Source organism: Megasphaera lornae, assembly GCF_000214495.1.
Classification (GTDB): Bacteria; Bacillota; Negativicutes; order Veillonellales; family Megasphaeraceae; genus Megasphaera; species Megasphaera lornae.
The window spans coordinates 15,105-40,062 of record NZ_AFIJ01000029.1; the positions used below are offsets into that span (position 1 = coordinate 15,105).

Sequence of the window (24,958 nt, forward strand, 5' to 3'; positions counted from 1 at the left end):
TAAAAAAAGGAGAACGCCTGCGTTCTCCCGGTTCTCCGTTTTTTGTAGTTCGTGTATACCGTCAAGAAAATGGCGACATTTTCCGACATATTGCGCTTTATTCATATGAAAGAATAGAAAATACTTCCCGATTGGCATGCACCGATTCTTCAAAATGCAAACTCCGCGCCAATTCCCGTTCCCAGCGTGCGACCTGTTTCTTTTCCCGCATAACCGCCAACACCGAGGCATGCGCAACGATCAGAACATCGCCGCGCAGCCGTCGTTCCCGTACTAATTGCCGCAATCTTCGCATAATTTGTAAGGCTACCGATTCAGCGGCATACAAATATCCCGTGCCGCCGCAAACCGTACAAGGCGTATATTGCACCTGAAACAGACTTTGGCGAGATTTTTTGCGCGTAATTTCCACCAGATTCAGCGCCGTCATGCCCATAACCCGCGTTTTTCTCGTATCACTCGCCGTTTCTCGCGATAAAATAGCTAAAATGGCTTCTCTGTCTTCCGCCCGCGCCATATCAATAAAATCGACCAAAATAATCCCGCCTATATCCCGTAATCGTAATTGCCGCGCAATTTCTTTCGCCGCTTCTTTATTCACATGAAAAATGGTTTCCTGCAACGTACTGTTGCCGGTATATTTGCTGCTGTTCACATCAATAACCGTCAACGCTTCCGTATAATCGAAAATCAAATTGCCGCCCGACGGCAGGGCGACCTGACGGGACCACAAATGACGTACCTCGTCTTCTATATGATAGGCTTCAAAAACCGGTTCCTTCCCTGTATAGTAAATCAATTTTTCCTGCCATGTCGGGTCCGGAAACACTTGCCGAATCCGTTCGTATGTATCAGGATGATTGACAATAATTTTCTCTATATCCGCCGTCACATGGTCCCGCACCGTCCGCATGACCAAATCCGCCTCCCGATAGAGAAGCTGATTTTTTTTCGCTAATTTATACCGTTGCCGAATACTGTCCCAAGTATGCAATAAATACGTAATGTCGGCCTGTAATGCCTCTTCCGTCACGCCTTCTGCCACAGTCCGGATAATCACGCCCATACCGGGCGGTTTGACATGGCCGACAATCCGACGCAACCGATCCCGTTCTTCTTCTTGCCTAATTTTTTTAGAAACGCCTACATAATCCACGGTCGGCATCAACACGGCATACCTTCCGGGCAAGCTGATATTAGCCGTTACTTTGGCGCCCTTACCGCCCTGCTCTTCTTTAACAACTTGCACTAAAATATGTTGCCCGACGGAAATGCGGGTTTGCTGAATTTCTTCTTTCGTAGCCGCCCGCGGAAATAAATCGCCCATATAAATAAAGGCATTCTTTTTTCTTCCTATGTTGACGAAAGCGGCTTGCAAGGCCGGCAATATATTTTGAATCGTCCCGGCATAAATATGATTGACAATATGACTTTCATCATCTCGTTCTACCGCATAATCCCGCAATTTTCCGTCTTCTAAAACAGCCAGACGCGTTTCTTCCGGCATCACATCGGCAATAACAGTCTTCATTGCCGCCCTCCTTTCCCGGCCCGTCCGCATTGTCCCGCACCAACCGTACATATTAAAAAATCATCGTTTGTTGTCGCAAATAAACACTCAGCAAAATGCCCAACGCCATCATGTTCGTAGTCAACGCACTGACGCCGTAACTCATAAACGGCAGCGGAATCCCTGTAACCGGCATAATGCCGCAGGTCATGCCGATATTTACCAACAATTGAAACACCCACATGGAAACAATCCCCGTCGCCAGGAGCATGCCGAACGGATCTTTACAATCTTTGGCAATCATCAGACCCCGATAAATTAAAAGAAAATACAAAAAAAGAATACCCGCACATCCTAAAAATCCCAATTCTTCCCCAATAACGGAAAAAATAAAATCGGTATGATTTTCCGGTAAAAAATTCAACTGACTTTGCGTCCCGTTAAAAAGACCTTTTCCGAACAGCAACCCCGAACCGATGGCGATTTTCGACTGAATAATATGATAGCCCGCGCCCAACGGATCGGCATTGGGATTTAAAAATACGGCAATTCGCTCTTTTTGATACGCTTTAAGAAAATGCCACCCTATGGGAGCGGCAACGACGGCGGCGGCAAACATATTCCGTAACAGCGACAATTTGATTTCCGCTACAAAAAGCATGCCGAACGCAATGCCTAAAAACACCAGACTCGTCCCCAAATCAGGCTGTTTTAAAACCAGTAAAAAAGGAATCCCCACAAACAACGCAATAGGAAGTATTTGTCGCATAGTTCGTAACTCATGGACACGTTCCGAAATCATGGCGGCCATACAAATGATCATAATTAATTTGGAAAATTCAGAAGGTTGTAAGGTAATCGGTCCCAACTGAATCCACCGTTGCGCCCCCAAGGCCGATTTTCCCAAGAAGAGAACCGCCGCCAACATAAGTAAATTAATAATATACAGCGGCTTACTGTATTTTTTTAATTTTCGGTAATCATAGCGACAAAACGTAAGCAGCACTGCCAAATCAATCACAAAGGCGCCCGCCTGCTTCGCCGCAAAGCCGTAATTCATAACACCTTTATTAATATGAGTGGCACTGCCGATAATACACAAACTGATAATTGTAATTAAAATACACGTACCGAGCAATACGCGATCTATATTTTTCCATTCTCGCTTAAACATGCTGAAACTCCTATCGTCTATAGCGACGCCACGCATAGGACCGGTCACGTCGTTGTTGCCATGAAATTTTCCCCGCCGCTTCTGCCGGTTTTCCGGCGGCCTCGTCCATCTCGACCGCCGCCGTCGGAGATTGCCATTGCGCGGCCACGGCGGCCGCTTCTTGTAAACTGCGCAGGGCCTTCTCCGGAATAGACACTTCGCCGGGCGCCGTCGCTTCGTCGCCGGCCGCCGTCGGAAGCGACGACCGCTCCGTGCCGGCGGTCCGCCAACTGTCCCATACCGTCTGCGGATCCACGCTCTTTTGCGTTTGAATATACGTGACTGTATATTGCAGCGAGGTAAAAAAAGGATTTTCTTTGACTTGTACCAAAGTGCCCTGTTGTGCCGCCGCGTGTATCTCCTCCCGATGCGGTAAAATACCGGCCAACGGCGGCGAATCCAACGCTTGCAAAACCGCAGCCGCCGAAAGGTATGCCGGATCGGTATGCCCTAAGAAATTATTCAACAGCACGGCATAATGTGTTTGTTTATGTTTTCGGCAATATTGTATCATGCGGGATACATCCCGCACGGACGTCCGGGTAGGAGCAACGACCAACAACAGCCTGTCCGCAATAGCCGTGGCCGCCTTATACGCATAGCCGCGTCCGGGCGGACAATCCACGACGACATAGTCATAGGCACGCGCTAATTTTTCGATGCCGTATTGAAAAGCGGGAGCATCTAATTTTTCCCAAGTATGCCGCTGACTGGCAGGTAAAAAATCCAACCCCGGCAACACTTCCAACACGGCTTCCCGAAACCGACATCTTTGTTTAATGCTGTCCCCGCCGTCCCATAAGACTTCATCCTGCATACCGAACATCAGATCCAAATTCCGCAATCCCATATCCGCATCCGCTGCCAACACCTTTTTTCCCTGCCGGTGCAAAGCCAGCGACAACGCGGCGGTAAGTAAGGTTTTACCGACGCCGCCCTTGCCGGATGCCAACGCAATGATCGTGGCCATAGCCCCTTCCTCCTTTAGTTATTTCGGTCTGTACGCGCGTTTTGTTGTGCCCCCGGGGCGTAGGCGCCTACATGAAAATATTCTTCCAACATGGTCTTGACAATCGGACCCGATGAAGCGGAGCCGAAGCCGCCTTGTTCCGTCAAAACGGCAATCACAATGCGGGGATGTGCATACGGAGCATACGCGACAAACCATCCGTGATCACGACCGCCATAGTTTTCCGCCGTTCCGGTCTTCCCGGCCACGGGAATGGGGAAATTGGCAAATAAATATCCCGCCGTCCCGTTTTCTTCCGCAACATTCCGCATCCCCTCGCGAATTAAATCCAACGTCGACTTGGAAATCGCCAACGAACCGATTTGTTCCGGTGCGAAAATTTGATACGGCGTACCGTCCAAGTTGTCAATGCGACTGACCAAAAACGGGCGATAACGGATGCCGCCATTGGCCACTTCACTGACCACCATAGCCGCCTGTAACGGCGTCACCAACTGAAAGCCCTGCCCGATAGCCGAATTGAACGTATCTCCCAAATACCAATCCTGATGAAATACTTTTTTCTTATATTCCGCACTGGCTACGACACCGTCCGATTCGCCGTATAAAGCAATGCCCGTTTTTTGTCCCAATCCGAACATACGCGCATAAGCGGCCATCTGATCAATGCCGATGCGGCGTCCCATTTCATAAAAATAGACATTATCCGACTTGGCCAGCGCCGTCTTAAAATCAATCCAGCCCAGCGCTTCGCCGCCGGCATTTCGCTTATCAATAAGCCAGTGGCGACCGCTGTCATAAATCATTTCATCGGGACGTACTTTTTTTAATTCCAGGGCCGCTGAACCGGTGATCAATTTAAAGGTCGAGCCCGGCGGATATTGTCCGGTAATGGCGCGGTTTTCCATAGGATGATACGGATTCGTATTAATTTGCCGCCATTCCGCCGCCGTAATACCGCGCGTAAACCAATTGGGATTATACGAAGGGCGACTGGCCATCGCTAAAATCGCACCGGTATTCGGATCCATCGCCACTACCGCAATCCCGTGCGCCCCGATACCGTTGGCCAATTGCGCATCCATCGCTTTTTCCGCCGCCAACTGTAAATTCAAATCCAGGGTCAAGTGCATATTATGTCCGGAAACAGGATTTTTCCGTTCCATTTCTTTGACAGGACTGCCGGCGGCATCCACTTCCACTTGCCGGCCGCCGTCTTTTCCCCGCAACAAATCATCATAATACGCTTCCATGCCGGCACGCCCGATTTGGGTAACCGTGCTGACCCCGTCCCGTCCGGCTAAGCGCTTCATATCCGCTTCATCAATTTGCCCGACATATCCGAAAATTTGTGCCGCCATATCGTTATAAGGATAATAGCGTATCGGTTGTACATCAATTGAAATTCCCGGCAATTCATTACGCCGTTCTTCTATCCGCGTGACAATATCCTGCGTTAAATCGGTTGCCAGCACAGTGGGTAAATAGGAACTCTTTACTTTCCCCAATTTTTCCCGCAACGCATCCGGCGTCGTCTGCAACAAGTCCGCCAATTCGTTTACTTCCGCAGCGGGCATGCCCTTTTTGGTCGGTACGTACGTAACGATAAAACCGGGACGGGAGCCGACCAAAATTTGACCGTTGCGATCATACATTACGCCGCGCATGGCCGCAATGGGAATGGCGCGTAATCGGTTACCTTCCGCCAACGAATGATAATAGTCGCCTTCAATCAATTGTAAATATACCAAGCGGGAAATCAATAGCAAAAAAACCGCAATAAATATCCAAAATAAATGACGAAACCGCCCTTCATTTCTTTTTTTCTTCATCAATGCTTGCAGCATAGCTTACAGGCCTCCATTTACGGACGATAATAGCGGCGATACCCGTAATACGACTCTTGCCGCCGCAATTTTCCCACCACATATTCCGCCGGCAGCACCAGTACCAGATGATATACCGTCATCGGCATAGCGAATTCCGCCATGTACGCCGCCGGCTGTACATATTGTCCGGATACAAAGGCCATCAAACAATACAGCAGTAAACTTACTTCCGTAGCGCCCAATACGGTAACTACCGTCAAAATTCGTTGTTCTTTATCGCCGGCACGACCGATATAACTGCTTATCGCAGCCAGTATGACATACGGAATCAAATGAAGGCCGAAAAAATTACTGAGAACGACATCCTGTACAAAACCGGCCACAACCGCCGTAACAATGCCGGCTTTCCGTCCATATTGCAGGGCAATTAAAATAACCGCCAAAAAAAACACATTCGGTTGCGTAATCCCGTCAAACAAAAAGGGAATCAACGTACTCTGCAAGAAGAAAAGTACGACGGCAAACAGCAAACACCGTTTAATACTCATAACGCAGCCGCTCCTTTAACGCCTTCCACCTTATCGCGATTGGTTTGCGGCACCAACTTCGGTTGTACATCCGGCGTACTGTACGGTTCCGTCGGTACCGCCGCCGCTACGACAAAAACTTCTTCCAATTTGGAAAAATCTACAGCCGGACGAATAACGGCATATTTTACAAAATCGGTCGCATCCTGGTGAATGGAAACAATCGTGCCTACAGGTAATCCTTTGGGGTAAATCGAACCGAATCCGGAAGTTACCAACGTATCCCCTTCCAAAATATCCGCATCTTTAGCGACATTGACAAACTGCGGTTCCGTCGGCACATTGCCGTTGCCGCGAACGACCGACGCCACGCGCGAAGCCGGACGCTGCACAATGGCGCCGATACTCGTACGCGGATCGGTCAGCAATTGCACCCGCGCCGTGTCCGGAAAGACATCCGCCACGAAACCGACCACCCCTTGCGGCGTAATGACAGGCATGTTTTTCGCAATCCCGTTCCGCGTGCCCACATGAATAATCATGGTTTCGGTCCACGTGCCGTAATCCCGTGAAATAACCGCCGCCGCCACCAATTTGTATTGGGGATGCGTATTCCGAAAATCCAACAGTGCACGTAATCGTTCATTTTCCGCCGCCAATTCGTCATAATTGACGCTCCGGTTTTTTAACGCCGCGTTTTCTTTTTCCAATGCTTCCCATTCAATCCGGTTTTTCATACTCACATCGACAATATGGAAAACATTGGAAAACGATTGCAAAATCCCGCTGCTCACACTTTCCGCCGGTGTAACCGCCGCCTGCAACGTCCGCGTAATAACAGGCAACGATTCCCGTTGCCGCCAGGCCCATCCCATAACGGCAAGAAGGATAAATAAAATCAGCACGCCCAGTAGGCTGCGTTTACCAAATGAAAACACAATCAAAATCTCCTTTTATAAATACGGTCGGCCCCTTCTGTTAACGCTTCCCACCGGTTCCGTTCCGCAATCACTTTCCCTACCCCGCATACTACAGCGCTTTCCGGATTATCGGCCACCCGTACGGGCACTCCCAATTCTTGCGAAATCAACGTTGCCGCCCCTGTCAATCGGGCCCCGCCGCCGGTTAAATAAATCCCCCGGTCCATAATATCCGCCGCCAATTCCGGCGGCGTTTCCTGTAAAATACGACGTGCGGCAAGTAATATTTTCTGTAACGTCCGTCCCATTACGGCATACAACTCGCTGGCGCGAATACTTGCTTCCTGCTGCAACCCGTTCGCTAAACTGCGGCCCATAAAATAAAAATTTTTATCTTCCAACGGCAACACGGCGGCACCGCAAGAAATTTTCATTTCTTCAATCGTCATTTCATCCGCGCCGATGGCATACCGCTCTTGTAAATACTCCCGAATGGCCTGATTAAAAGATAAGCTTCCTATATGCAGGGATTGCGAAAGAACAATACCGCGCAACGACAAAATAGCAATATTGGTCGTGCCGCCTCCCAGATCCATAACCATATTTCCCGCCGGCTCCGCCACAGAAAGCTGCGCGCCGACAGCGGCGGCCGCCCCGGTTTCCATAACGAACGCTTCTTTGGCGCCGGCCTGATACATGGCTTCCATAACCGCCCGTTTTTCTACATTGGAAGCGCCTGCCGGCACTCCCACCATAATCCGCAATCGCTGCACGCTGCGCACGCATTTACTTAACAAATACCCCAACATCTTATACGTAACATTGTAATCCGCAATGACGCCGTTATGTAACGGTCTGTGTAATTTTACATGTTCTTCGGCAGTAGCCAACAACTTTTCCGCCGCCTGTCCGAAGGCCAGCGGTTCGCCCGTACGCTCATCCATCGCTAAAACGGACGGCTCCGCCAAAACGATGCCGCGTCCTTCCACAAACACCCGGGTACTGCAGGTGCCCAAATCAATCCCTATATTTTTTGTCAAAGGAGAAAAATATCCTGCCATATACAACCCCTTCTTACCGCGTAACCGCCTGGTATAATCATTTATTTATTCTAGCACATACAGGGCGAAAAAAAAAGCAAAATACCGGGGAATACGTATTTTGCTCTGCCCCTGCAAGGACGCCGCAACACGGAACCCGGCGGCTGCGGCAGGCGGACCGGAGAAACCGCATAGTTTCCCCGCACCGCCGCGTACCTGACAATAGCCGAAGACCGCCGCGACTTACTTTATATAGTTTAAAATAGTACAAAAAGCATCATACGGACTATACGGAACGGGTTCCTGCTCGAATCCTTGTAAATAGCGGGAATCCACATACTTTTTATCAATAATCAATTCATAGACATAGGCGTCAAACCACGCGTCGGTCATGGAAAAAATACCTTTATGACCGTTTTTATCGCCCCATGAATTTTCCACCTTCCAGTATACCGGTTTGCCGTCTTTCACATTTACGCCCGTAATATTCATGGCATGCGTAGCCACCGATTGGCGGGAATCCAAGCGGTCGGCTTTAGTAAAGGTCCCGACCGGCGCCACCGTTTCTTCATACGTAAACAGCCGGGTATCCATAATACCCGTTTTTCGGTCGCTCATTTTTCCTACATCACAGGCAAACCAAGCGCTTTGTCCGTCTTGTAAGGAACGTATCATCGCCGTTTTCATCACCTCCGTAGGAACATTCAAGCCTTTTAACCCGTCCATTTCCACAATGTTTTTAATATCCGGATTTACAAAGACCCGACCGTACGGATGCCGTGCCCGCGGATCATGAATCAATCGTATTTTATTTTCATACGTATGGGCCACATATTTTTTATAAAACGTACGCGGCGTCATATTTCTTTCTATATGGTACTTGTTATCTTTATCTTTATATTCAAAATCAAACTGTTCTACAGGCTTGCCGATACATTTTACAAAAATGCCGTACACCTTGCATAAACATTCTTCTTTCAACGTCTCTATTTGCCCGTCATCCTCACTGCGACGAATATCCATCGCATATTTCTTAATAATTTCTTCCACCCGCGCAAACATGTCCTGCGAATTTTCTGTATGAAAGCTTTCTCCCATCACCGTTTTCGGAACAATCCCGTATTTTTCTATGAGCGCCTTAAAATACTCAAAATAACCGCCGTCTTCCGTCTTGAACGTAAGGGCGCGCACCACTTCCCGACTATTAATATCCAAGTGTTTTGTCTGTATAATCTTATCTAAAAACACATTCGTTTTTTCCATATTGTCAAAAAAATACAAGTACGATTGCGATAATTCAAACGCTTCCAAGTGCAACTCCCGCATAATGGCAGGACGCGCCATATTTAAGGCCGCAAATAACCAACACCGTCCGGATTGTTTTTGGTCCGTAATATTTTTATGGTCGATTTCTTGCGAAAAAATAAACGAATGCGCCTGTATGACGCGCTTATTTTTACTGGCTTCCACCAGACCGACATTAGAAATAGCGCTTTCTATACACGTATGTTCCGGTTGTGCTTCATAGGTGTCGGCAAATTTTTTATATGCCTCCTCATTTAATGACTTCATGAACAAACCTCCCGTATTTTAATAATCATTTCCAAAATCCATTGTACTATGAGAAGCGTCCCCGGTCAACGCGATCTCCGTGACAACACAAATAAAGCCGCCCGCGCCATACGAAAACCCTTCGCCGCGCAGACGGCTTTACCCTTCTTTCCGACCTCCGGTCCGCTTGTATGTCCGACCGCTTAAATAGCGCCGATATTGCAGGTAAGACCTAACGAGGTAACCATTTCTTTTAATTCCTTCATATACGCCTCGTCGGGAGTTTTAATTTCATCGCTTAATCCGTATTCCCACCCCATGAGCTTATATTTTCCCAGCCCGAAACGATGGTACGGCAGCAGATGAATTTCTTTAATATTCGGCAACGTTTTTACAAATTTCCCGATTTCATAAATAGACTCACGATCCGCATTAAACGTAGGGATAACGGGAACACGGGCAATCATTTCCTTCGCCAGCGAAGAAATAAGGCGGGCATTTTTTTTAATTCGTTCATTCTCCACTCCCGTAAATTTCTTATGTACAGCACTGTCAATTTGTTTGAAATCCATTAACACCAAGTCAATATACGGGATGCACTTGCGTATACTTTCTTCACTGGCATAGCCCGTCGTTTCAATCGCCGTATTCCAGCCGTTCGCCTTGCAGGCTTTAAATATTTCCATCGCAAAGTCCGCCTGCGTTAACGGCTCTCCCCCGGAAAGCGTTACGCCGCCGCCGGAATACCGAAACATAGTGTCTTCTTTTTCCAACTTTTCCATCACTTGTGCCACGGTCATATCTTCCCCTATCACCGTCAACGCATTGGCAAAGCAGGTTTGTACACAATCCGTACATGCCGTACAATGCTCCCGCAACAACTTGTACGGACGCCGCACGTCAATCGCCTGATGCGAACAACTGGTTTGACAATCATGGCAATCTATACAGTTTTTACTGTTGTATAGAATTTCCGTTTGATAGGATTGACTTTCCGGGTTGGAGCACCACTTGCATGACAGGGGGCAGCCTTTCAAAAAGACAATCACCCGCAATCCCGGTCCGTCGTTTAAAGAGAATCGTTGAATATTAAAAACTTTGCCTATTTTTTTTGTATCCGTTTCCCCCATATGCCTCACTTACTATTCAAAACACTTAAAATTCCTGTTCGGTCCGGGCAATAATATCGTTCTGCACATCTTTATCGAGGATAATGAATTGTGCCGAATAGCCCGCCACACGAACAATTAAATCCCGATATTCTTCCGGATGTTGCTGGGCTTTCAGCAACGTATCCTTATCTACTACATTAAATTGAATATGCATGCCTTTTTTCGCGAAAAAAGCCGTAATTAAGGAGATTAAATGATCCAAGCCGCTATCTCCTTTTAATGCTTGCGGCGAAAATTTTTGATTGTACAGCGTACCGCTTGTAGCAATCATATGATCCAATTTGGCAACCGAGCTGGCCGCCGCAGTCGGACCTTTCACATCCATGCCGCGGGACGGCGAAACACCGTCGGCAATGGGGCTATGGCTATAGCGGCCGTCCGGAGTGGCCCCCACTTGATCGCCCAAATGCACATTATTGGATACGGGATACAACGCCGGTAAGAACTTGCCGCCGCGCAAATTCGTGTATTTTTCTACTTCTTTGCAATAAATTTGTGCGCCTTCCCGCGTATAATAATCCACTTCATCAATATCGTTGCCGTATTTCGGGGCTCTATTGATCAACATAAGACGAATTTTTTCATATTTTTTCTTACTGAATTCATCGTCACATTGCTTGCCGAAATCCGTTTCCAAGGCCTTCTTCAAGTCGCGCAAACTGAGCATCTTCTTGTCAAATACCAGTTCTTTAATGGCCATAAACGCATCCCCCACGTTGGCCACGCCGACTCCCAACGGGCCGGACGAACGATAATGCGCGCCGCCTTCCTGAATCGATTTGCCCACGGCAATGCAATCATCCATCAAAGAAGATACAAACGGCAAGGGTGCTCTCTTCCGATGTGCCAAATCCACGCAATTATCCGCCAATACCATTTGATTGACAAAATAGGCGATTTGTTTTTTATACGCCGCAATAATTTCCTCAATATTTTTAAAGTCTTCCAAATCCCCCGTTACGGGGCCGATTTGTTTCCCGTCCGCTTTACCGTTATGCAGTGTAATTTCCAAAACTCTCGCCAAGTTAAAGAACGCCGCATCGAACCAGCCGTCCGTTTTCGCCACCGCTTGCGGTTCTACACAACCGACAATAGCATAATCCCGCGCATCTTCCAAAGCGATCCCCCGCGAAACCAAGCTGGCAATAATTACTTCGTCATTATAAAAGGCCGGAAATCCCAGCCCCAACCGCGTTAAGCGTGCCGTATGACGCAAATATTTTTGCGTGGCGCCGGTCCACACACGAGCGGAAAAAGAAGGTTGCGGCAGTTTTACTTCCCCGGTAGCATCAATGCACATGAACGTCACGTCATTGGCGGCATCTCTGCCATCTCTCGTTTGACCGCCGACAATTAAATTTTGGAACATGCCGTATCCGGAAAAAGCCAAGGTCGTAACATAATCCCGAATCTTACTCAAATCATTAAATTTAACCCACAAACAATTAATCAGCTCTTGGGCAAATTCGTGTGAAATCTTCCCTTCTGCCGCATCTTTTTTATAGAAAGGATACATATATTGGTCAAAGCGTCCCGGCGAAATGGCATGTCCGTTGGATTCCAAGGAAATGACCAATTGAATAATCCAAAACGATTGCATAGCTTCGTAAAAAGTTTCCGCCGGATATTCGGGAACTTTAGCGCAAATCTCCGCCAAATTTTCCAATTCCGCCCGCCGTTCGGGATTTTTCTCTTTTTCCGCCAATTCTTTTGCCAACGCACTATACCGGCGAGCGTACGTAACGGCGCCGTCAAAGGTAATTAAAAGCGCTTCCCAAAATTTCATGTGTTCCATATAGGAAGGATCCGCTTTGGAAGCCGTCGCCATCTGCTGTTCCACTTCTTCCCGCAAGCCGCGAATGCCTTTTGTCAACACTTTTTCATAGTCCACAACATAGTGTCCCAATCCGTTAAACCAATAATTGCCGACAGTAAACGTATTGGCGTTCATAGCGTCCCGCGTTTCCGGTTCCAAATACCCCGTAGCCAATTCATTGACCGTTTTGCCCCGCCAATATGAAAAGCACGACAATAAGGTTTTCTTCGTTTCTTCGGAAATCATATACGAATCGGATTTCCGTTTGCCGATTTCATCAAATTCATTCACTAACCATTGATTGGAAAATTCCGGAAATACTTGTGCCGAACGAGGATTTTTAGTCATCGTGCCGATGATTAATTCCCGATCCCGAATAGCAATCGGAATTTCTTCCAAAATTTTCTTAAGTGCCAATGCTTTGCGGAGAATCATGGGCTTGTCTTCCGTTTCTTTAAAAGATTCCGTAACAATAACCGCCCGTTCCGCTTCAATGCACGGCTTTGCCGATAAAATTTCTTCTTTGAGGGCCTGCACCCGGGGAGATAGTTCTTTGAAATCAGTGTCTTTCATTGTAAAACCTCCTTTTAGTTGAAATTTCTCTTTCCTGCAATTAATTATAATACTACATTTTTTATAAATCAACACGAAACTTGAATAATGGTTTTTAGGCATTATTATAATAGCCATTTAGAATATGCTTGTATTTTTAAATATTTATTCTCTATTTTTCAGTATATTTTTAGTTAATTTTTTATATATTATTTTAACGTCTTTTGTATAATAATGAGTATCATTATAAATTAAAGGCATGCAGGCTATACAGCATTCCGATACTTGAAGAATTTTATATTCGTGCCGCATACGGCAGTATTAAGTTGACGCCCTCGCATATATGCAAATTTTATACATAAATAGGTGCCGTAATTTTTCCTGAGCCCCTATTAATTCTCAATTACGGCTTTCTTGTTCCGATTCCGTATCCTTGCATGCTTTATATGCCGTGTACGCAAAACACCTCGGCTCTCCAAAGAGCCGAGGTGTACCGATCAGGCTATCGTATGAATAATTTGTTGTAATAACAGCGTTTGTCCTTGCCGTTTTAAAGAAGAATACAGCAGCGGTCGCCCGCCGTCCGGAAAAAGTTCCGCCAAGGTCCGCAAATTTTGTTGTCGTTCCCGCGCTCGCAACTTATCGCTTTTTGTGGCCACAATCTGCACCGACACGCCGGCGGACAGCAGCCATTCATAGGCCTGTAGATCCAAATCCAGGCCGGGATGGCGCGAGTCGATCAGTAAGCAAAGCAACCGCAATTGCGTCGATTCCCGAATGTATTCGTGAATAAACGCACTCCACATGTCGCGTTGCTTCTTTCCCGTCTTGGCAAACCCGTATCCCGGCAAATCCACAAAATACAACGGATACCGTCGTACGTCCTCCCCGTCTTCCTGCCGCAACGTAACGCCGTAATAATTGATGGTTTGCGTCTTTCCCGGGGAACCGCTCACCCGCGCCAATCCCCGATGATTGCACAGCGAATTAATCAAACTGGATTTCCCTACATTGGAACGGCCCAAAAAGGCCACTTCCGCCAAGCCGTCCGTAGGATATTGCGATTTTTTTACAGCCGTAGCGACATACTTAGCCTGAATAACATCAAGTGCCGCCATTTTATACTTTCACCAACGCTTCCGCCAATACTTCATCCATAGAACGGACAAAGACAAACGTCACGTCCTTCTTGACCGTTTCCGGCACGTCCTTCATATCCCGCTTATTATCGTGAGGCAAGAGAATTTTTTTAATGCCCGCATTATGTGCGGCAATAACTTTTTCTTTAATACCGCCGACAGGCAGGACATCGCCGCGCAACGTAATCTCTCCGGTCATGGCCACATCATGCCGCACCGGTTTTCCCGAAAGCGCCGAAGCCAACGCCGTAGCCATCGTAATCCCGGCCGACGGTCCGTCTTTCGGAATCGCGCCTTCCGGCAAGTGAATATGCAAATCCCGCGTCGTGTAAAACTCTTCGTCAATCCCCAGGGTTTCGGCCCGACTGCGAATATAGGTAACCCCGGCTTGCGCCGATTCTTTCATAACATCGCCCAATTTTCCGGTCAGCAATAAACGGCCTTTTCCTTTTACCGCCACCGCTTCCGTTTCTAAGATCACACCGCCCACTTGTGTCCAGGCCATACCCGTAACCCGGCCGATACAGTCCTGTTTATGCGCTTCTTCCGGTAAAAATCGTACCGGACCCAACATGGTTTCCAAATTTTTTACCGATACAGTAAGTTGCGGTTTTTCCTGCAATAAAATAGATTTTCCGACTTTGCGGCACACGGCGCCAATCGTTTTTTCCAAACTCCGTACGCCGGCTTCCCGTGTGTAGCCGCTGATAATATGATGCAGCACGGCCGGTGAAAATTTCGCCTGTGTACTTTTTAGGCCGTTTTCCGCAATTTGCTTGGGTACCAAATATTTTTGCGCAATAGCCACTTTTTCTTCTTCCGTGTAGCTGGAAAATTCAATAATTTCCATGCGATCCCGTAAGGCATACGGAATATCTGTAATCACATTGGCCGTAGTGATCCAGAACACTTTCGATAAATCAAAGGGAAGGTCTAAAAAATGATCGACAAACGTATTATTCTGTTCCGGGTCCAACACTTCCAACAGCGCGGCCGCAGGATCGCCGCGTAAATCGGATGCCAATTTATCCACTTCATCCAGTAAAAAGACAGGATTTTTTACGCCCGCCTGCTTAATACCGGCAATAATCCGCCCCGGCAAGGCGCCGATATACGTCCGTCTATGCCCGCGAATATCGGCTTCATCGCGAACCCCGCCCAGGGATACACGAATATATTTTCGGTTCATAGCTTTGGCGATGGAACGGGCAATACTGGTTTTTCCGGTTCCCGGCGGTCCGACCAGGCATAAAATGGGACCTTTCAAACTGTTGGTCAATTGTTTTACCGCCAAATATTCAATAATCCGTTCTTTTACTTTATCCAATCCGTAGTGATCCGTATCCAACACCTTGCGCGCTTCCGCCAAATCCAGCCGATCCCGGGTTTCTTTTTTCCACGGCAAGGCCAACACCCAGTCCAAATACGTACGTACAATCGCGGTTTCCGCCATCATACTCGGCATGCCTTCCAACCGGGATATTTCTTTAAGCACCGGTTCTTCTATTTTTTTGGGCAACTTCATTTTTTTAACTTTAGCCCGCAATTCTTCCACTTCTGTATCGCGATCTATTTTGTCGCCCAATTCCCGATGAATAACCTTTATTTTTTCACGTAAATAATATTCCTTCTGTTGTTTATCCATCTTTTCCCGCACTTCGCGGTTCAAGCTCATTTCCAACTTGGCAATTTCAATTTCCGAATCAATTAAGTGACGTACTTCTTCCAACCGTTCCGTCACATTTGCCGTTTCCAAAATTTGTTGTCTGGCTACATGCGAAATGGGCAGGCGCATAGCAATAAAATCCGCCAACGTTCCCGGCACTTGTATTTCCCGCGCCCGTGTTTCCAATTCATCGGAATTGCGCAAATTATTCGCCCACTGAACAAATTTTTCCACATTGGCCCGACGCAAGGCTTCTTCCGTTTTTTCATCCGTATGACTGTCATATACCTTCACAGCCGCTACTTCCACATATTTTTCTTTTTCCGAAAATCCCTGAATCCGTACGCGGGCCGCACCGTCCAGCATTACCCGCACCAAGCCTCCGGGCAAACGCAACAACTGATCCACCTTCACCAGCGTGCCGATTTCATATACATCGTCTACGCCTGCTTCCTCCAAGTCCGGATCCAACTGGGAAGACACAATGATATACCGATTTCCTTCCATGGCCGCATCCAGAGCCGCCAATGATTTTTTTCGGCCCAAATCAGCATGACTCAATAAATCGGGAAATACGACAATTCCCCGCAACGGAATAAAGGGAAGCTTTAAAATATCTTTTTCGTCCATTCTTTTTCACCTTCTTTACGGGAAAAATAAAACTCATTTCCCACAAGAAATGAGTTTTATTTTCACCAATATATCATACGCCTTGTTTTAATTCCAACCGGGGCTTTTTACCTTCCGTCACACAAGACTTATTTACGATACATTTTTCGACATCCTTACGACTCGGTACATCAAACATGACGTCCAACATAATCCGTTCAATAATCGACCGTAAGCCGCGTGCGCCCGTATTGCGACGCAACGCCTCCTTAGCAATTTCCTGCAAGGCATCGGATGTAAATTTCAACTCCACATCGTCCATTTTTAACATTTTCTGATACTGTTTAACCAACGCATTTTTCGGTTCCGTCAAAATATGTACCATAGCTTCTTCATCTAACGGATCCAACGTTACCAGTACGGGCAGACGTCCGATTAATTCCGGAATTAAACCGAATTTCTGCAAATCGACGGGAATAATATCCTTTAACAGCGTTTTTAACGCTTTTTTACTTTTAGACTGTACATCCGCACCGAATCCCATTTTTTTATCGGAAATTCGTTTTTGAATCGTTTTGTCGATACCGTCAAAAGCACCCCCGCAAATAAACAAAATATTCGTCGTATCAATCTGCAGCATATCCTGATGCGGATGCTTACGCCCGCCTTGCGGCGGCACGCCGGCCACGGTTCCTTCCAAAATTTTCAGCAACGCCTGTTGCACACCTTCGCCGGACACATCGCGCGTAATCGAAGGATTTTCCGACTTACGTGATATCTTGTCGATTTCATCAATGTAAATAATGCCGCGCTGTGCTTTTTCAATATCATAATCAGCTGCCTGAATTAATTTCAGCAGACAATTTTCCACATCTTCTCCGACGTAACCGGCTTCCGTCAAGCTGGTAGCATCGGCAATGGCAAAGGGAACGTTCAGCAATCGTGCCAACGTTTGTGCCAACAGCGTTTTACCGCTGCCGGTAGGACCTACCATAACCACATTGGATTTTTGCAGCTCCACATCATCCGCATCCGTATTGGACTGTAACCGTTTATAGTGGTTATACACGGCAACCGCCAACGTCTTTTTGGCCGCTTCCTGGCCGATAACATATTCATCCAACGTGGCTTTAATTTCGTGCGGTGTAGGCAAGGTTTCCAAAGAAAACTGCTCGCCGCTTTCCATTTCTTCGTCTTCAATAATATGTGCCGCCACAGAAATACATTCATCGCAAATAAATACTCCCGGTCCGGCAATCAACTTTTTAACTTCATCCTGTGTACGGCCGCAAAAGCTGCACTTCGGTTCATCCTTCCGATCCGCCATGTTCCCCCTCCTTACTTCCTGTTTTCCTGCTGCGGGCGAACGAGAATTTCATCAATTAAACCGTAATGCTTGGCATCTTCGGCAGTCAGGAAATTATCCCGTTCCGTATCTTTTTCAATAACGTCCAACGGTTGTCCCGTATGGGCTGCTAAAATCCCGTTTAACTCGCGACGTACACGCAAAATCTCCCGGGTATGGATTTCAATATCCGTAGCCTGCCCCTGCACGCCCCCCAGCGGTTGATGAATCATGACTTGTGAATGGGGCAACGCAAACCGCTTGCCCTTCGTGCCGGCCGCCAACAAGACGGACGCCATGCTGGCCGCGGACCCGACGCAAATAGTGGAAACATCCGGTTTAATATATTGCATGGTGTCATAAATTGCCATGCCCGCAGTCACTACCCCTCCGGGACTGTTAATATACAAATAAATATCCTTATCGGGATCTTCCGCTTCTAAGAACAAGAGCTGTGCAATGAGGCTGTTTGCCATCGTATCTTCCACTTGACCGCTTAAAAAGATAATCCGATCTTTCATCAAGCGTGAATACAGATCATAGCTCCGTTCCCCCTGTGATGTTTGTTCTACAACGACAGGAACATACATACTCATACCGCTCACCTCCGGTAATTACGCTTCCGGTTTCACTTCTTCTTTTTTTTCATTCGTATCAATCGCTTTACTCAAAATAAAGCTTGCCGCTTTCTTGCGACCTACCGATTGAATAAGAAGCGGAACGCGATGTTCTTTCAAAATAATTTTATACACTTCTTTGGGATCGGCCCCGAAATTTTGCGCCATCGTATAAATTTCCGCATTTACGTCTTGTTCCGTAACCTGAATGTCTTCCGCTTTGGCAACGGCTTCCAACACCAAATCCATTTTGACATTTTCTTTGGCCGGTGCGGCATATTGTTCTTTCAGTTTGGCAACATCCATTTTGGTATACTTCAAATAAGCATCCAAATTCATGCCCTGCGCTTGCAGTTTCATAGCCATTTCGTCCACCATTTGATTTACTTTGTCATCCACCATGACTTGCGGAATATCGACGGTCGCATTGGCCATAACGGTTTTCAATACTTCATTATTGAAGGTTTCCACCGCTTGTAAGGACACTTTGGTAAAAATGCGTTTCTTTACATCATTGCGCAATTCTTCCACATTTTCAAATTTGCCGACTTCTTTCGCGAATTCATCATTGATTTCCGGCAATTCCCGCCGTTTGACATCGTTAATTTTCACGGCAAACACGGCTTCCTTACCTGCCAATCCGGCTTCATGATAGTCTTCCGGGAAAGTTACTTTTACATCCTTTTCTTCTCCCGCTTTTAAGCCGATCAGTTGTTCTTCAAACCCCGGAATAAAACTGTGCGAACCGATTTCCAGCGGATAGGCCTTCCCTTCGCCGCCGGCAAACGGCTTGCCGTCTATGGAGCCTTGGAAATCGATAATGGCAAAATCTTCGTTTTCAATAGCCGTTCCTTCCGGTGCCACCAACAATTTCGCATGTTGTTTCTGTAAATTTTTAACTTCCTTGTCAATGTCTTCATCCGTAATATTTACAATATCTTTTCCCACTTGAATGCCCTTGTATTCACCCAAGGTCACTTCCGGTTTTTTCGTCAGGGTTGCTTCAAACACAAAATCTTTCCCCTTGTCAGCGGTTACCACTTGTATCTCCGGATCCGTTACGGGATCGATCTTCTGTTCCTTTAATGCTTCGGGATAGGCTTTATTCATAATGGCTTCTTCGATTTCCTGTTTAACAGCATCTTTGCCCAAGAAGCTTTCCAACACCATCCGCGGTGCTTTTCCTTTACGGAAGCCGGGAATATTCACCTTTCCCGCCAAATTTTTGCAAGCCGTGACAGCCATCTTCGAGGCATCTTTTACGGGAATTTCAATATGCAGGGTGACTTTATGCCGGTCTACTTCATTAACTGTTACATTCATTATAAATATGTCCTCCTTATGGGGCCAAGCCCTTCGTGTTCTCTAAAATATCATACTACGTTTTCCATAATACCATATATTTATTCTTTTTACAATAAATAAAATAGCACCTTTTTAGGGGATTTAAGGCCTTGATTTGTCTTTTTGTTCTTTGGCGAATTTTCGCCGTGCGCAGCGATCTGCAACCGGCCGACGGACGCTGCCAAAAAAAAACAACAGACTGCCGCCACAGTCCGTTGTTCCTTATTACCTATAGGTATACGCGTCGCCCGTACACGGATTACGATTCGCGCAATTGACAATTCAGTTGTACTTTCAACGTAGCAATGATCGCATCCAGCGCTTCTTGTATATCGGCATCCGCCAAGGTTCCTTCCGGAGAGCGGAAGACCAGCGAGTAGGCCAAACTTTTATAGCCTTGCGGTACCGGCGCGCCTTGGTACAAGTCGAACAGGGATACCCGTTCCAAATAGGACCCGCCGTATTGTTGAATCACGTCTGTAATTTGACGATTCGTCACACTTTCGGGCGCCAAAAAAGCCAAGTCGCGGCTCATCGCCGGAAAACGGGCGGGCTTGCTATACGCCGGAAGGTCTTGTACGAACGGCAAGATTGCCGCAAAATCAAAATCAAACAGGTATACGGGACCGGCCACATCATACTGTTCGGCCGCCCGGGGATGCAGTTCGCCGAAACGGCAAAGTACTTGACCGTCTTTTACATAGGCCGCCGCTCTTCCCGGATGCAAAGGCGCAAAACGGGAAGGTTGCAAGGTCGCCGCAATTCCCAACCCCTGCAAAACCGCTTCTACTACGCCTTTCACATCATAAAAATCATAGGTTGCTTCCGACCGATTCCATGCGGGAGCCAGGCGTTTCCCGTATAAAAGACCGGCAATCCGTATATTTTCCGACGGCTGCTCCGTCAACGGCAACGCTTTCGGCTGATACACGGCGGCGATTTCATAGAGGGCCGCCCGATCATTTTTAACCGCCTGATTACGTACCAACACATCCAGCAAAGACGGCAATAACGTGGTTCGCAGGAGCGGATATTCTTCGGTAATCGGATTTAAAATCGGTACCGCCCGATATACGTCGTCCCCTGCGGGGAACTGTAAGCGGTGAAGCGATTTTTCATTCATAAAGCTGAACGTAACCGTTTCTTGTAACCCGCAGTCACTTAAAATTTGAGAGATTTTTTCCCGTACGGCATGTTCCCGACTTTCCGTTCCTTCCGAAACACGGCTCCACGGACGAGTGGACGGAATGCGTTCATACCCGTAAATTCTCGCCACTTCTTCCGCAATATCCGCCATTTCCGCACAATCTCCCCGATACGAAGGAACCGTAACAACGATCGTTTCCCCCTGTCGGACCGGATCAAACTGCAGCGTCCGCAACAAATCCGTCATCTCTTCCGGCGGCATGGACGTGCCCAAAAAGTCGTTAATTTGCGCCGCCGTAAACGAAATCTTCCGTACCGGTTCCGGCTGCGGATACACATCGACAATCCCTTTCGCCGTCTCGCAGGCGCTCATCTGTTGCAGCCATTGCGCACACCGATCCAACGCCTGCCGGCAGCAAGCCGCATCGACGCCCCGTTCAAAACGGGCGGAAGCTTCCGAGCGCAGCCCCAAAGCGCGACCGGTATGCCGAATGTCGGAACCTTTAAAAGACGCACATTCCAGTACTACGGTCTTTGTCCGTGCCGTCACTTCGGCGTCCGCCCCGCCCATAATGCCCGCCAGGCAAACGGGGGCATCCGCATCGGCAATCACCAACATGGAAGGGGTCAACTTCCGGGTCACTTCATCCAACGTTTTCAGGGTTTCCCCTGCCCGTGCCCGACGTACATATAAGGAGTGACCGTGAATCTTATCATAGTCATACGCATGTAAGGGCAGTCCCAATTCCAACATGACATAATTGGTAACATCCACTATATTGTTCACCGGTCGTACGCCGGACTTGCGCAACCGCATTTGCATCCACAACGGTGACGGGCCGACCTGTACATCGGTCAACACCCGCACGGCATACCGGCTGCACAACGCAGGTTCTTCAATAGCGGCGCGAATCATGCGGGCCGCCTCCGCCTCTCCTTCGTGCACACTGATTTCCGGATACCGGGCGCAGGCCTTCCCCAATACGGCAAATTCCCGACTCAACCCCACCATGGAAAAGCAGTCGGCTCGATTCGGCGTTAATTCATAAGTATAGACCACATCTTCCAATCCCAAGTACGAAACAAGATCGGTGCCGATAGGTGTCGTATCCGGCAATATCCAAATGCCTTCCCGTTCTTCCGGTTGCAATACGGAATCATCAAAGCCGAATTCTTTAGCGGAGCAGAACATCCCGAAAGAAGGCACGCCGCGCAATTTGGATTTTTTAATTTTAACGCCTCCCGGCAAATGCGCGCCATGCACCGCTACAGGGACAATATTGCCGACGGCAATATTTTTGGCCCCCGTTACAATCTGTAAGGTTTCTTCCCCCATATCTACTTGGCAAACCGTCAATTTATCCGCATCCGGATGTTTTTCAATTTGCAAAATTTTACCGCTGATCACTTTTTTTACTTCGTTTCCCCAAGTTTCCACTGCTTCTACAGGAATCCCGGCAATCGTGAGCCTATCGGCGAAGGCTTGGGGATCGGTAATATAATCGGTACGTACATACTCTTTCATCCATTGTAAAGAACTTTTCATCGTCCGGTTTCCCCCTTAAAATTGCGTCAAGAAACGCATATCATTCTCATAAAACAGCCGTAAATCATCAATGCCGTACTTCAGCATGGCAATCCGTTCCACTCCCATGCCGAACGCGAAGCCGGTCACTTGTTCCGGATCATACCCATTTAACCGCAATACATTCGGATGTACCATACCGCAGCCCAAAATTTCCAGCCACCCGGTGTGGGAGCATACGCGGCAGCCTTCCCCGCCGCACATGACGCAGGAAATGTCCACTTCCGCACTCGGTTCCGTGAACGGAAAATAACTGGCTCGGAACCGTACCTTCGTAGAAGCGCCGAAAATTTCCCGTAAAAAATCTTCCAACATGCCTTTTAAATCGGAAAAACGAATATGTCGATCGACAATGAGGCCTTCCATTTGATGAAAGACGGGGGAATGCGTGGCGTCGTAATCCCACCGATACACTTTCCCCGGCACAATCACTTTCACCGGTTCATTCGGTTTATGAGATTGCAGAACACGCGCCTGCATGGGCGAAGTATGCGTGCGCAACAGCAAAGAATCCGTAAGATACATGGAATCCTGCATATCCCGCGCCGGATGATCGGGCGGAAAATTCAGGCACTGAAAATTAAAATAATCCGTTTCAATTTCCGGGCCTTCCACCAGGGAAAATCCCATCCGCAAAAAAGCTTCTTCCATATGCCGCCGTGTCAAATGCAACGGATGCATATGTCCCCGCACCGGTTGCCGACTCGGCAGGGTAATATCCAAGGTTTCCGACTGCAAGCGGGTGGCCATTTCTTGTTCCTCCACTTCCGCTTGTCGTTCCTGCAACTTCGCTTCCAAGGCACTGCGTGCCGCATTGACCAATTGTCCGAACGCCGGACGTTCTGCCGGCGGTACATTCTTCATTCCTTTCAACAAAGCTGTAAGTTCGCCTTTTTTTCCTAAATATTGCACGCGAACCGCCTGCACGTCCTGTGCCGTGCGACAATGAAGCAGCCGTTCCTGTACGGCTTGTTGCATCGCCCCTATCGTCTCCTGTATCATAGCCGTTCCTCCTAAGAAAAAATAAAAAGAACAGATTCTCAACCCCTGCAGGGGCAGAAATCTGTTCTGCGGTACCACCCTAATTTATTACTTATCCATTCGCTAACGGGAACTCCCGTCTTGCCTACTCCGTTCAGCAAGAAGCTCCAAAGTGAACGCCCGGACGCCGTTGCCGCATCTCTCAATCGCAGAATGCGTTTCCTGTAACTTCGGTTTTGCCCGTACCCTCTTTATCATTGCCATATATTTTATTATATATATTGTATCAGTATAAAGACTTGTTCGCAATAACCAATCGCTGAATTTGATTCGTACCTTCGTAAATTTGCATAATTTTGGCATCACGCATATATTTTTCGACAGGATATTCTTTTATATACCCGTAGCCGCCCATAACCTGTACGGCATTGGTCGTCACCCGCATGGCCACATCGGAGGCGTAACATTTGGACATCGCCGCCTGTCGGCTGAAATCCAAGCCCTGATCTTTCATCCAGCACGCTTTCTGCACCATCATGCGGGCCGCTTCAATTTCAATCGCCATATCGGCAATCATACTCTGCACCATTTCAAACGACGCAATCGGCTTGCCGAATTGTACCCGAACTTTCGCATATTCGCTGCAAGCGCAAAAAGCCGCTTCCGCAATACCGACAGATACGGCGCCGACTAAGGGACGGGCCGCATCGAGCGTATTCATGGCAATGCGAAATCCCTGCCCTTCACGTCCCAAACGATCTTCCGCCGGCACGAAGCAATCCTGAAAAATCAATTCCGTAGTATTGGAAGAACGGATGCCCATTTTATTTTCCGCTTTGCCCACGGTAAAGCCGGGTGTTCCTTTTCGTACAATGAATGCCGTTAAGCCGCGAATCCCCCCCGTTTTCCGGGTATTGGCAAAGACGACGAACATTTCCGCCAAAGCGCCGTTCGTAATAAAACATTTCGTACCGTTCAACACATATCCCTTGCCGTCTTCCGTCTTCACGGCACGTGTCGAAACCGAGCCGGCGTCCGAGCCCGTGCCGGGTTCGGTCAACGCAAAAGCGGCCAAATTTCCTTCCGCCAATACATCAAAGTATTTTTTCTTTTGTGCTTCCGTCCCGGCAATAATAACCGGATACGAAGCCAAGGCGTTGGCGGCTACCGTAGTCGCCACGCCGGCACAGCCTTTGCCGATTTCTTCATATAACGCGGCAATCGTCAAAGCATCCAAGCCGGCACCGCCGTATTCTTCAGGAATGACCACGCTGAACAAGCCCTGTGCCGCCAGTTTTTCCATCAACCCGTCATGGAATTTTTCCGTTTCGTCCATTTCCGCCGCATAGGGAGCAATTTCTTTGGCAACCAACTCGCGTACTACGCGAATGAGCTCTTGTTGTTCTTCAGTATACGAAAAATTCAT

At 47.8% G+C, this 24,958-nt stretch carries 18 protein-coding genes; all 18 read right to left on the bottom strand.

The genetic code is table 11. The features are described 5' to 3' along the window. Nucleotides 1–97: 97 nt before the first annotated feature. Nucleotides 98–1,531, bottom strand: coding sequence for an Rne/Rng family ribonuclease (locus tag HMPREF1039_RS04020; RefSeq protein ID WP_007391154.1), 1,434 nt, complete (start codon nt 1,529–1,531; stop codon nt 98–100). Nucleotides 1,532–1,583: 52 nt separating this feature from the next. Next, complete coding sequence (gene rodA, locus HMPREF1039_RS04025; RefSeq protein ID WP_007391158.1) at nt 1,584–2,684, bottom strand: rod shape-determining protein RodA; 1,101 nt, start codon at nt 2,682–2,684, stop codon at nt 1,584–1,586. Between the two features lie 10 nt (nt 2,685–2,694). Beyond that, nucleotides 2,695–3,693 (bottom strand): AAA family ATPase, encoded by a 999-nt coding sequence (locus HMPREF1039_RS04030; RefSeq protein ID WP_007391206.1) that lies wholly within the window; start codon nt 3,691–3,693, stop codon nt 2,695–2,697. 14 nt (nt 3,694–3,707) lie between these two features. Next, the gene (gene mrdA, locus HMPREF1039_RS04035; protein ID WP_007391179.1) at nt 3,708–5,540 is read right to left on the bottom strand and encodes a penicillin-binding protein 2; all 1,833 of its coding nucleotides are present in this window, start codon (nt 5,538–5,540) and stop codon (nt 3,708–3,710) included. 17 nt (nt 5,541–5,557) lie between these two features. Then, nucleotides 5,558–6,070: a rod shape-determining protein MreD gene (gene mreD / locus HMPREF1039_RS04040; protein WP_007391127.1), complete on the bottom strand. Its 513-nt coding sequence runs from the start codon at nt 6,068–6,070 to the stop codon at nt 5,558–5,560. After that, nucleotides 6,067–6,987, bottom strand: coding sequence for a rod shape-determining protein MreC (gene mreC / locus HMPREF1039_RS04045; protein ID WP_007391112.1), 921 nt, complete (start codon nt 6,985–6,987; stop codon nt 6,067–6,069). Before mreC ends, mreD begins: the two co-directional genes overlap by 4 nt. A 2-nt stretch (nt 6,988–6,989) precedes the next feature. After that, nucleotides 6,990–8,030: a rod shape-determining protein gene (mreB, locus tag HMPREF1039_RS04050; RefSeq protein ID WP_007391170.1), complete on the bottom strand. Its 1,041-nt coding sequence runs from the start codon at nt 8,028–8,030 to the stop codon at nt 6,990–6,992. 222 nt (nt 8,031–8,252) lie between these two features. Beyond that, a complete protein-coding gene (locus HMPREF1039_RS04055) occupies nt 8,253–9,581 on the bottom strand; it encodes a C1 family peptidase (protein WP_007391131.1) in 1,329 nt (442 codons plus the stop codon). 182 nt (nt 9,582–9,763) lie between these two features. After that, nucleotides 9,764–10,690, bottom strand: coding sequence for a glycyl-radical enzyme activating protein (locus HMPREF1039_RS04060; RefSeq protein ID WP_007391189.1), 927 nt, complete (start codon nt 10,688–10,690; stop codon nt 9,764–9,766). Nucleotides 10,691–10,715: 25 nt separating this feature from the next. Next, nucleotides 10,716–13,121, bottom strand: coding sequence for a glycyl radical protein (locus HMPREF1039_RS04065; RefSeq protein WP_007391193.1), 2,406 nt, complete (start codon nt 13,119–13,121; stop codon nt 10,716–10,718). A gap of 476 nt (nt 13,122–13,597) precedes the next feature. Beyond that, nucleotides 13,598–14,218 (bottom strand): ribosome biogenesis GTP-binding protein YihA/YsxC, encoded by a 621-nt coding sequence (yihA, locus tag HMPREF1039_RS04070; protein WP_007391199.1) that lies wholly within the window; start codon nt 14,216–14,218, stop codon nt 13,598–13,600. A 1-nt stretch (nt 14,219) separates the two neighbouring features. Further along, nucleotides 14,220–16,535 carry an endopeptidase La gene (gene lon / locus HMPREF1039_RS04075; protein ID WP_007391134.1) on the bottom strand — a complete coding sequence of 772 codons (2,316 nt, stop codon included), beginning with the start codon at nt 16,533–16,535 and terminating at the stop codon, nt 14,220–14,222. Nucleotides 16,536–16,608: 73 nt separating this feature from the next. Next, nucleotides 16,609–17,841, bottom strand: coding sequence for an ATP-dependent Clp protease ATP-binding subunit ClpX (gene clpX, locus HMPREF1039_RS04080; RefSeq protein WP_007391132.1), 1,233 nt, complete (start codon nt 17,839–17,841; stop codon nt 16,609–16,611). Between the two features lie 11 nt (nt 17,842–17,852). Then, entirely contained in the window at nt 17,853–18,455 is a 603-nt protein-coding gene (gene clpP / locus HMPREF1039_RS04085) for an ATP-dependent Clp endopeptidase proteolytic subunit ClpP (protein ID WP_007391110.1), read from the bottom strand. 18 nt (nt 18,456–18,473) lie between these two features. Beyond that, nucleotides 18,474–19,799, bottom strand: a complete 1,326-nt coding sequence (tig, locus tag HMPREF1039_RS04090; RefSeq protein WP_007391117.1) for a trigger factor — start codon at nt 19,797–19,799, stop codon at nt 18,474–18,476. 280 nt (nt 19,800–20,079) lie between these two features. Continuing rightward, a complete protein-coding gene (pheT, locus tag HMPREF1039_RS04095) occupies nt 20,080–22,512 on the bottom strand; it encodes a phenylalanine--tRNA ligase subunit beta (protein ID WP_007391140.1) in 2,433 nt (810 codons plus the stop codon). Between the two features lie 15 nt (nt 22,513–22,527). Further along, on the bottom strand, nt 22,528–23,529 hold the full coding sequence (gene pheS / locus HMPREF1039_RS04100) for a phenylalanine--tRNA ligase subunit alpha (protein WP_176603343.1): 1,002 nt from the start codon (nt 23,527–23,529) through the stop codon (nt 22,528–22,530). A 289-nt stretch (nt 23,530–23,818) separates the two neighbouring features. Next, nucleotides 23,819–24,958 carry an acyl-CoA dehydrogenase family protein gene (locus HMPREF1039_RS04105; RefSeq protein WP_039891794.1) on the bottom strand — a complete coding sequence of 380 codons (1,140 nt, stop codon included), beginning with the start codon at nt 24,956–24,958 and terminating at the stop codon, nt 23,819–23,821.

Coding starts and splice junctions, on each gene's coding strand:
- pheT (WP_007391140.1), bottom strand. CDS start 22,512: ATGAAAAGTTCTTTACAATGGATGAAAGAGTATGTACGTACCGATTAT.
- lon (WP_007391134.1), bottom strand. CDS start 16,535: ATGGACGAAAAAGATATTTTAAAGCTTCCCTTTATTCCGTTGCGGGGA.
- HMPREF1039_RS04055 (WP_007391131.1), bottom strand. CDS start 9,581: ATGAAGTCATTAAATGAGGAGGCATATAAAAAATTTGCCGACACCTAT.
- mrdA (WP_007391179.1), bottom strand. CDS start 5,540: ATGCTGCAAGCATTGATGAAGAAAAAAAGAAATGAAGGGCGGTTTCGT.
- clpP (WP_007391110.1), bottom strand. CDS start 18,455: ATGAGTATGTATGTTCCTGTCGTTGTAGAACAAACATCACAGGGGGAA.
- pheS (WP_176603343.1), bottom strand. CDS start 23,529: ATGCAACAAGCCGTACAGGAACGGCTGCTTCATTGTCGCACGGCACAG.
- mreB (WP_007391170.1), bottom strand. CDS start 8,030: ATGGCAGGATATTTTTCTCCTTTGACAAAAAATATAGGGATTGATTTG.
- HMPREF1039_RS04105 (WP_039891794.1), bottom strand. CDS start 24,958: ATGAATTTTTCGTATACTGAAGAACAACAAGAGCTCATTCGCGTAGTA.
- HMPREF1039_RS04060 (WP_007391189.1), bottom strand. CDS start 10,690: ATGGGGGAAACGGATACAAAAAAAATAGGCAAAGTTTTTAATATTCAA.
- mreD (WP_007391127.1), bottom strand. CDS start 6,070: ATGAGTATTAAACGGTGTTTGCTGTTTGCCGTCGTACTTTTCTTCTTG.
- clpX (WP_007391132.1), bottom strand. CDS start 17,841: ATGGCGGATCGGAAGGATGAACCGAAGTGCAGCTTTTGCGGCCGTACA.
- HMPREF1039_RS04020 (WP_007391154.1), bottom strand. CDS start 1,531: ATGAAGACTGTTATTGCCGATGTGATGCCGGAAGAAACGCGTCTGGCT.
- rodA (WP_007391158.1), bottom strand. CDS start 2,684: ATGTTTAAGCGAGAATGGAAAAATATAGATCGCGTATTGCTCGGTACG.
- yihA (WP_007391199.1), bottom strand. CDS start 14,218: ATGGCGGCACTTGATGTTATTCAGGCTAAGTATGTCGCTACGGCTGTA.
- HMPREF1039_RS04065 (WP_007391193.1), bottom strand. CDS start 13,121: ATGAAAGACACTGATTTCAAAGAACTATCTCCCCGGGTGCAGGCCCTC.
- tig (WP_007391117.1), bottom strand. CDS start 19,799: ATGAATGTAACAGTTAATGAAGTAGACCGGCATAAAGTCACCCTGCAT.
- HMPREF1039_RS04030 (WP_007391206.1), bottom strand. CDS start 3,693: ATGGCCACGATCATTGCGTTGGCATCCGGCAAGGGCGGCGTCGGTAAA.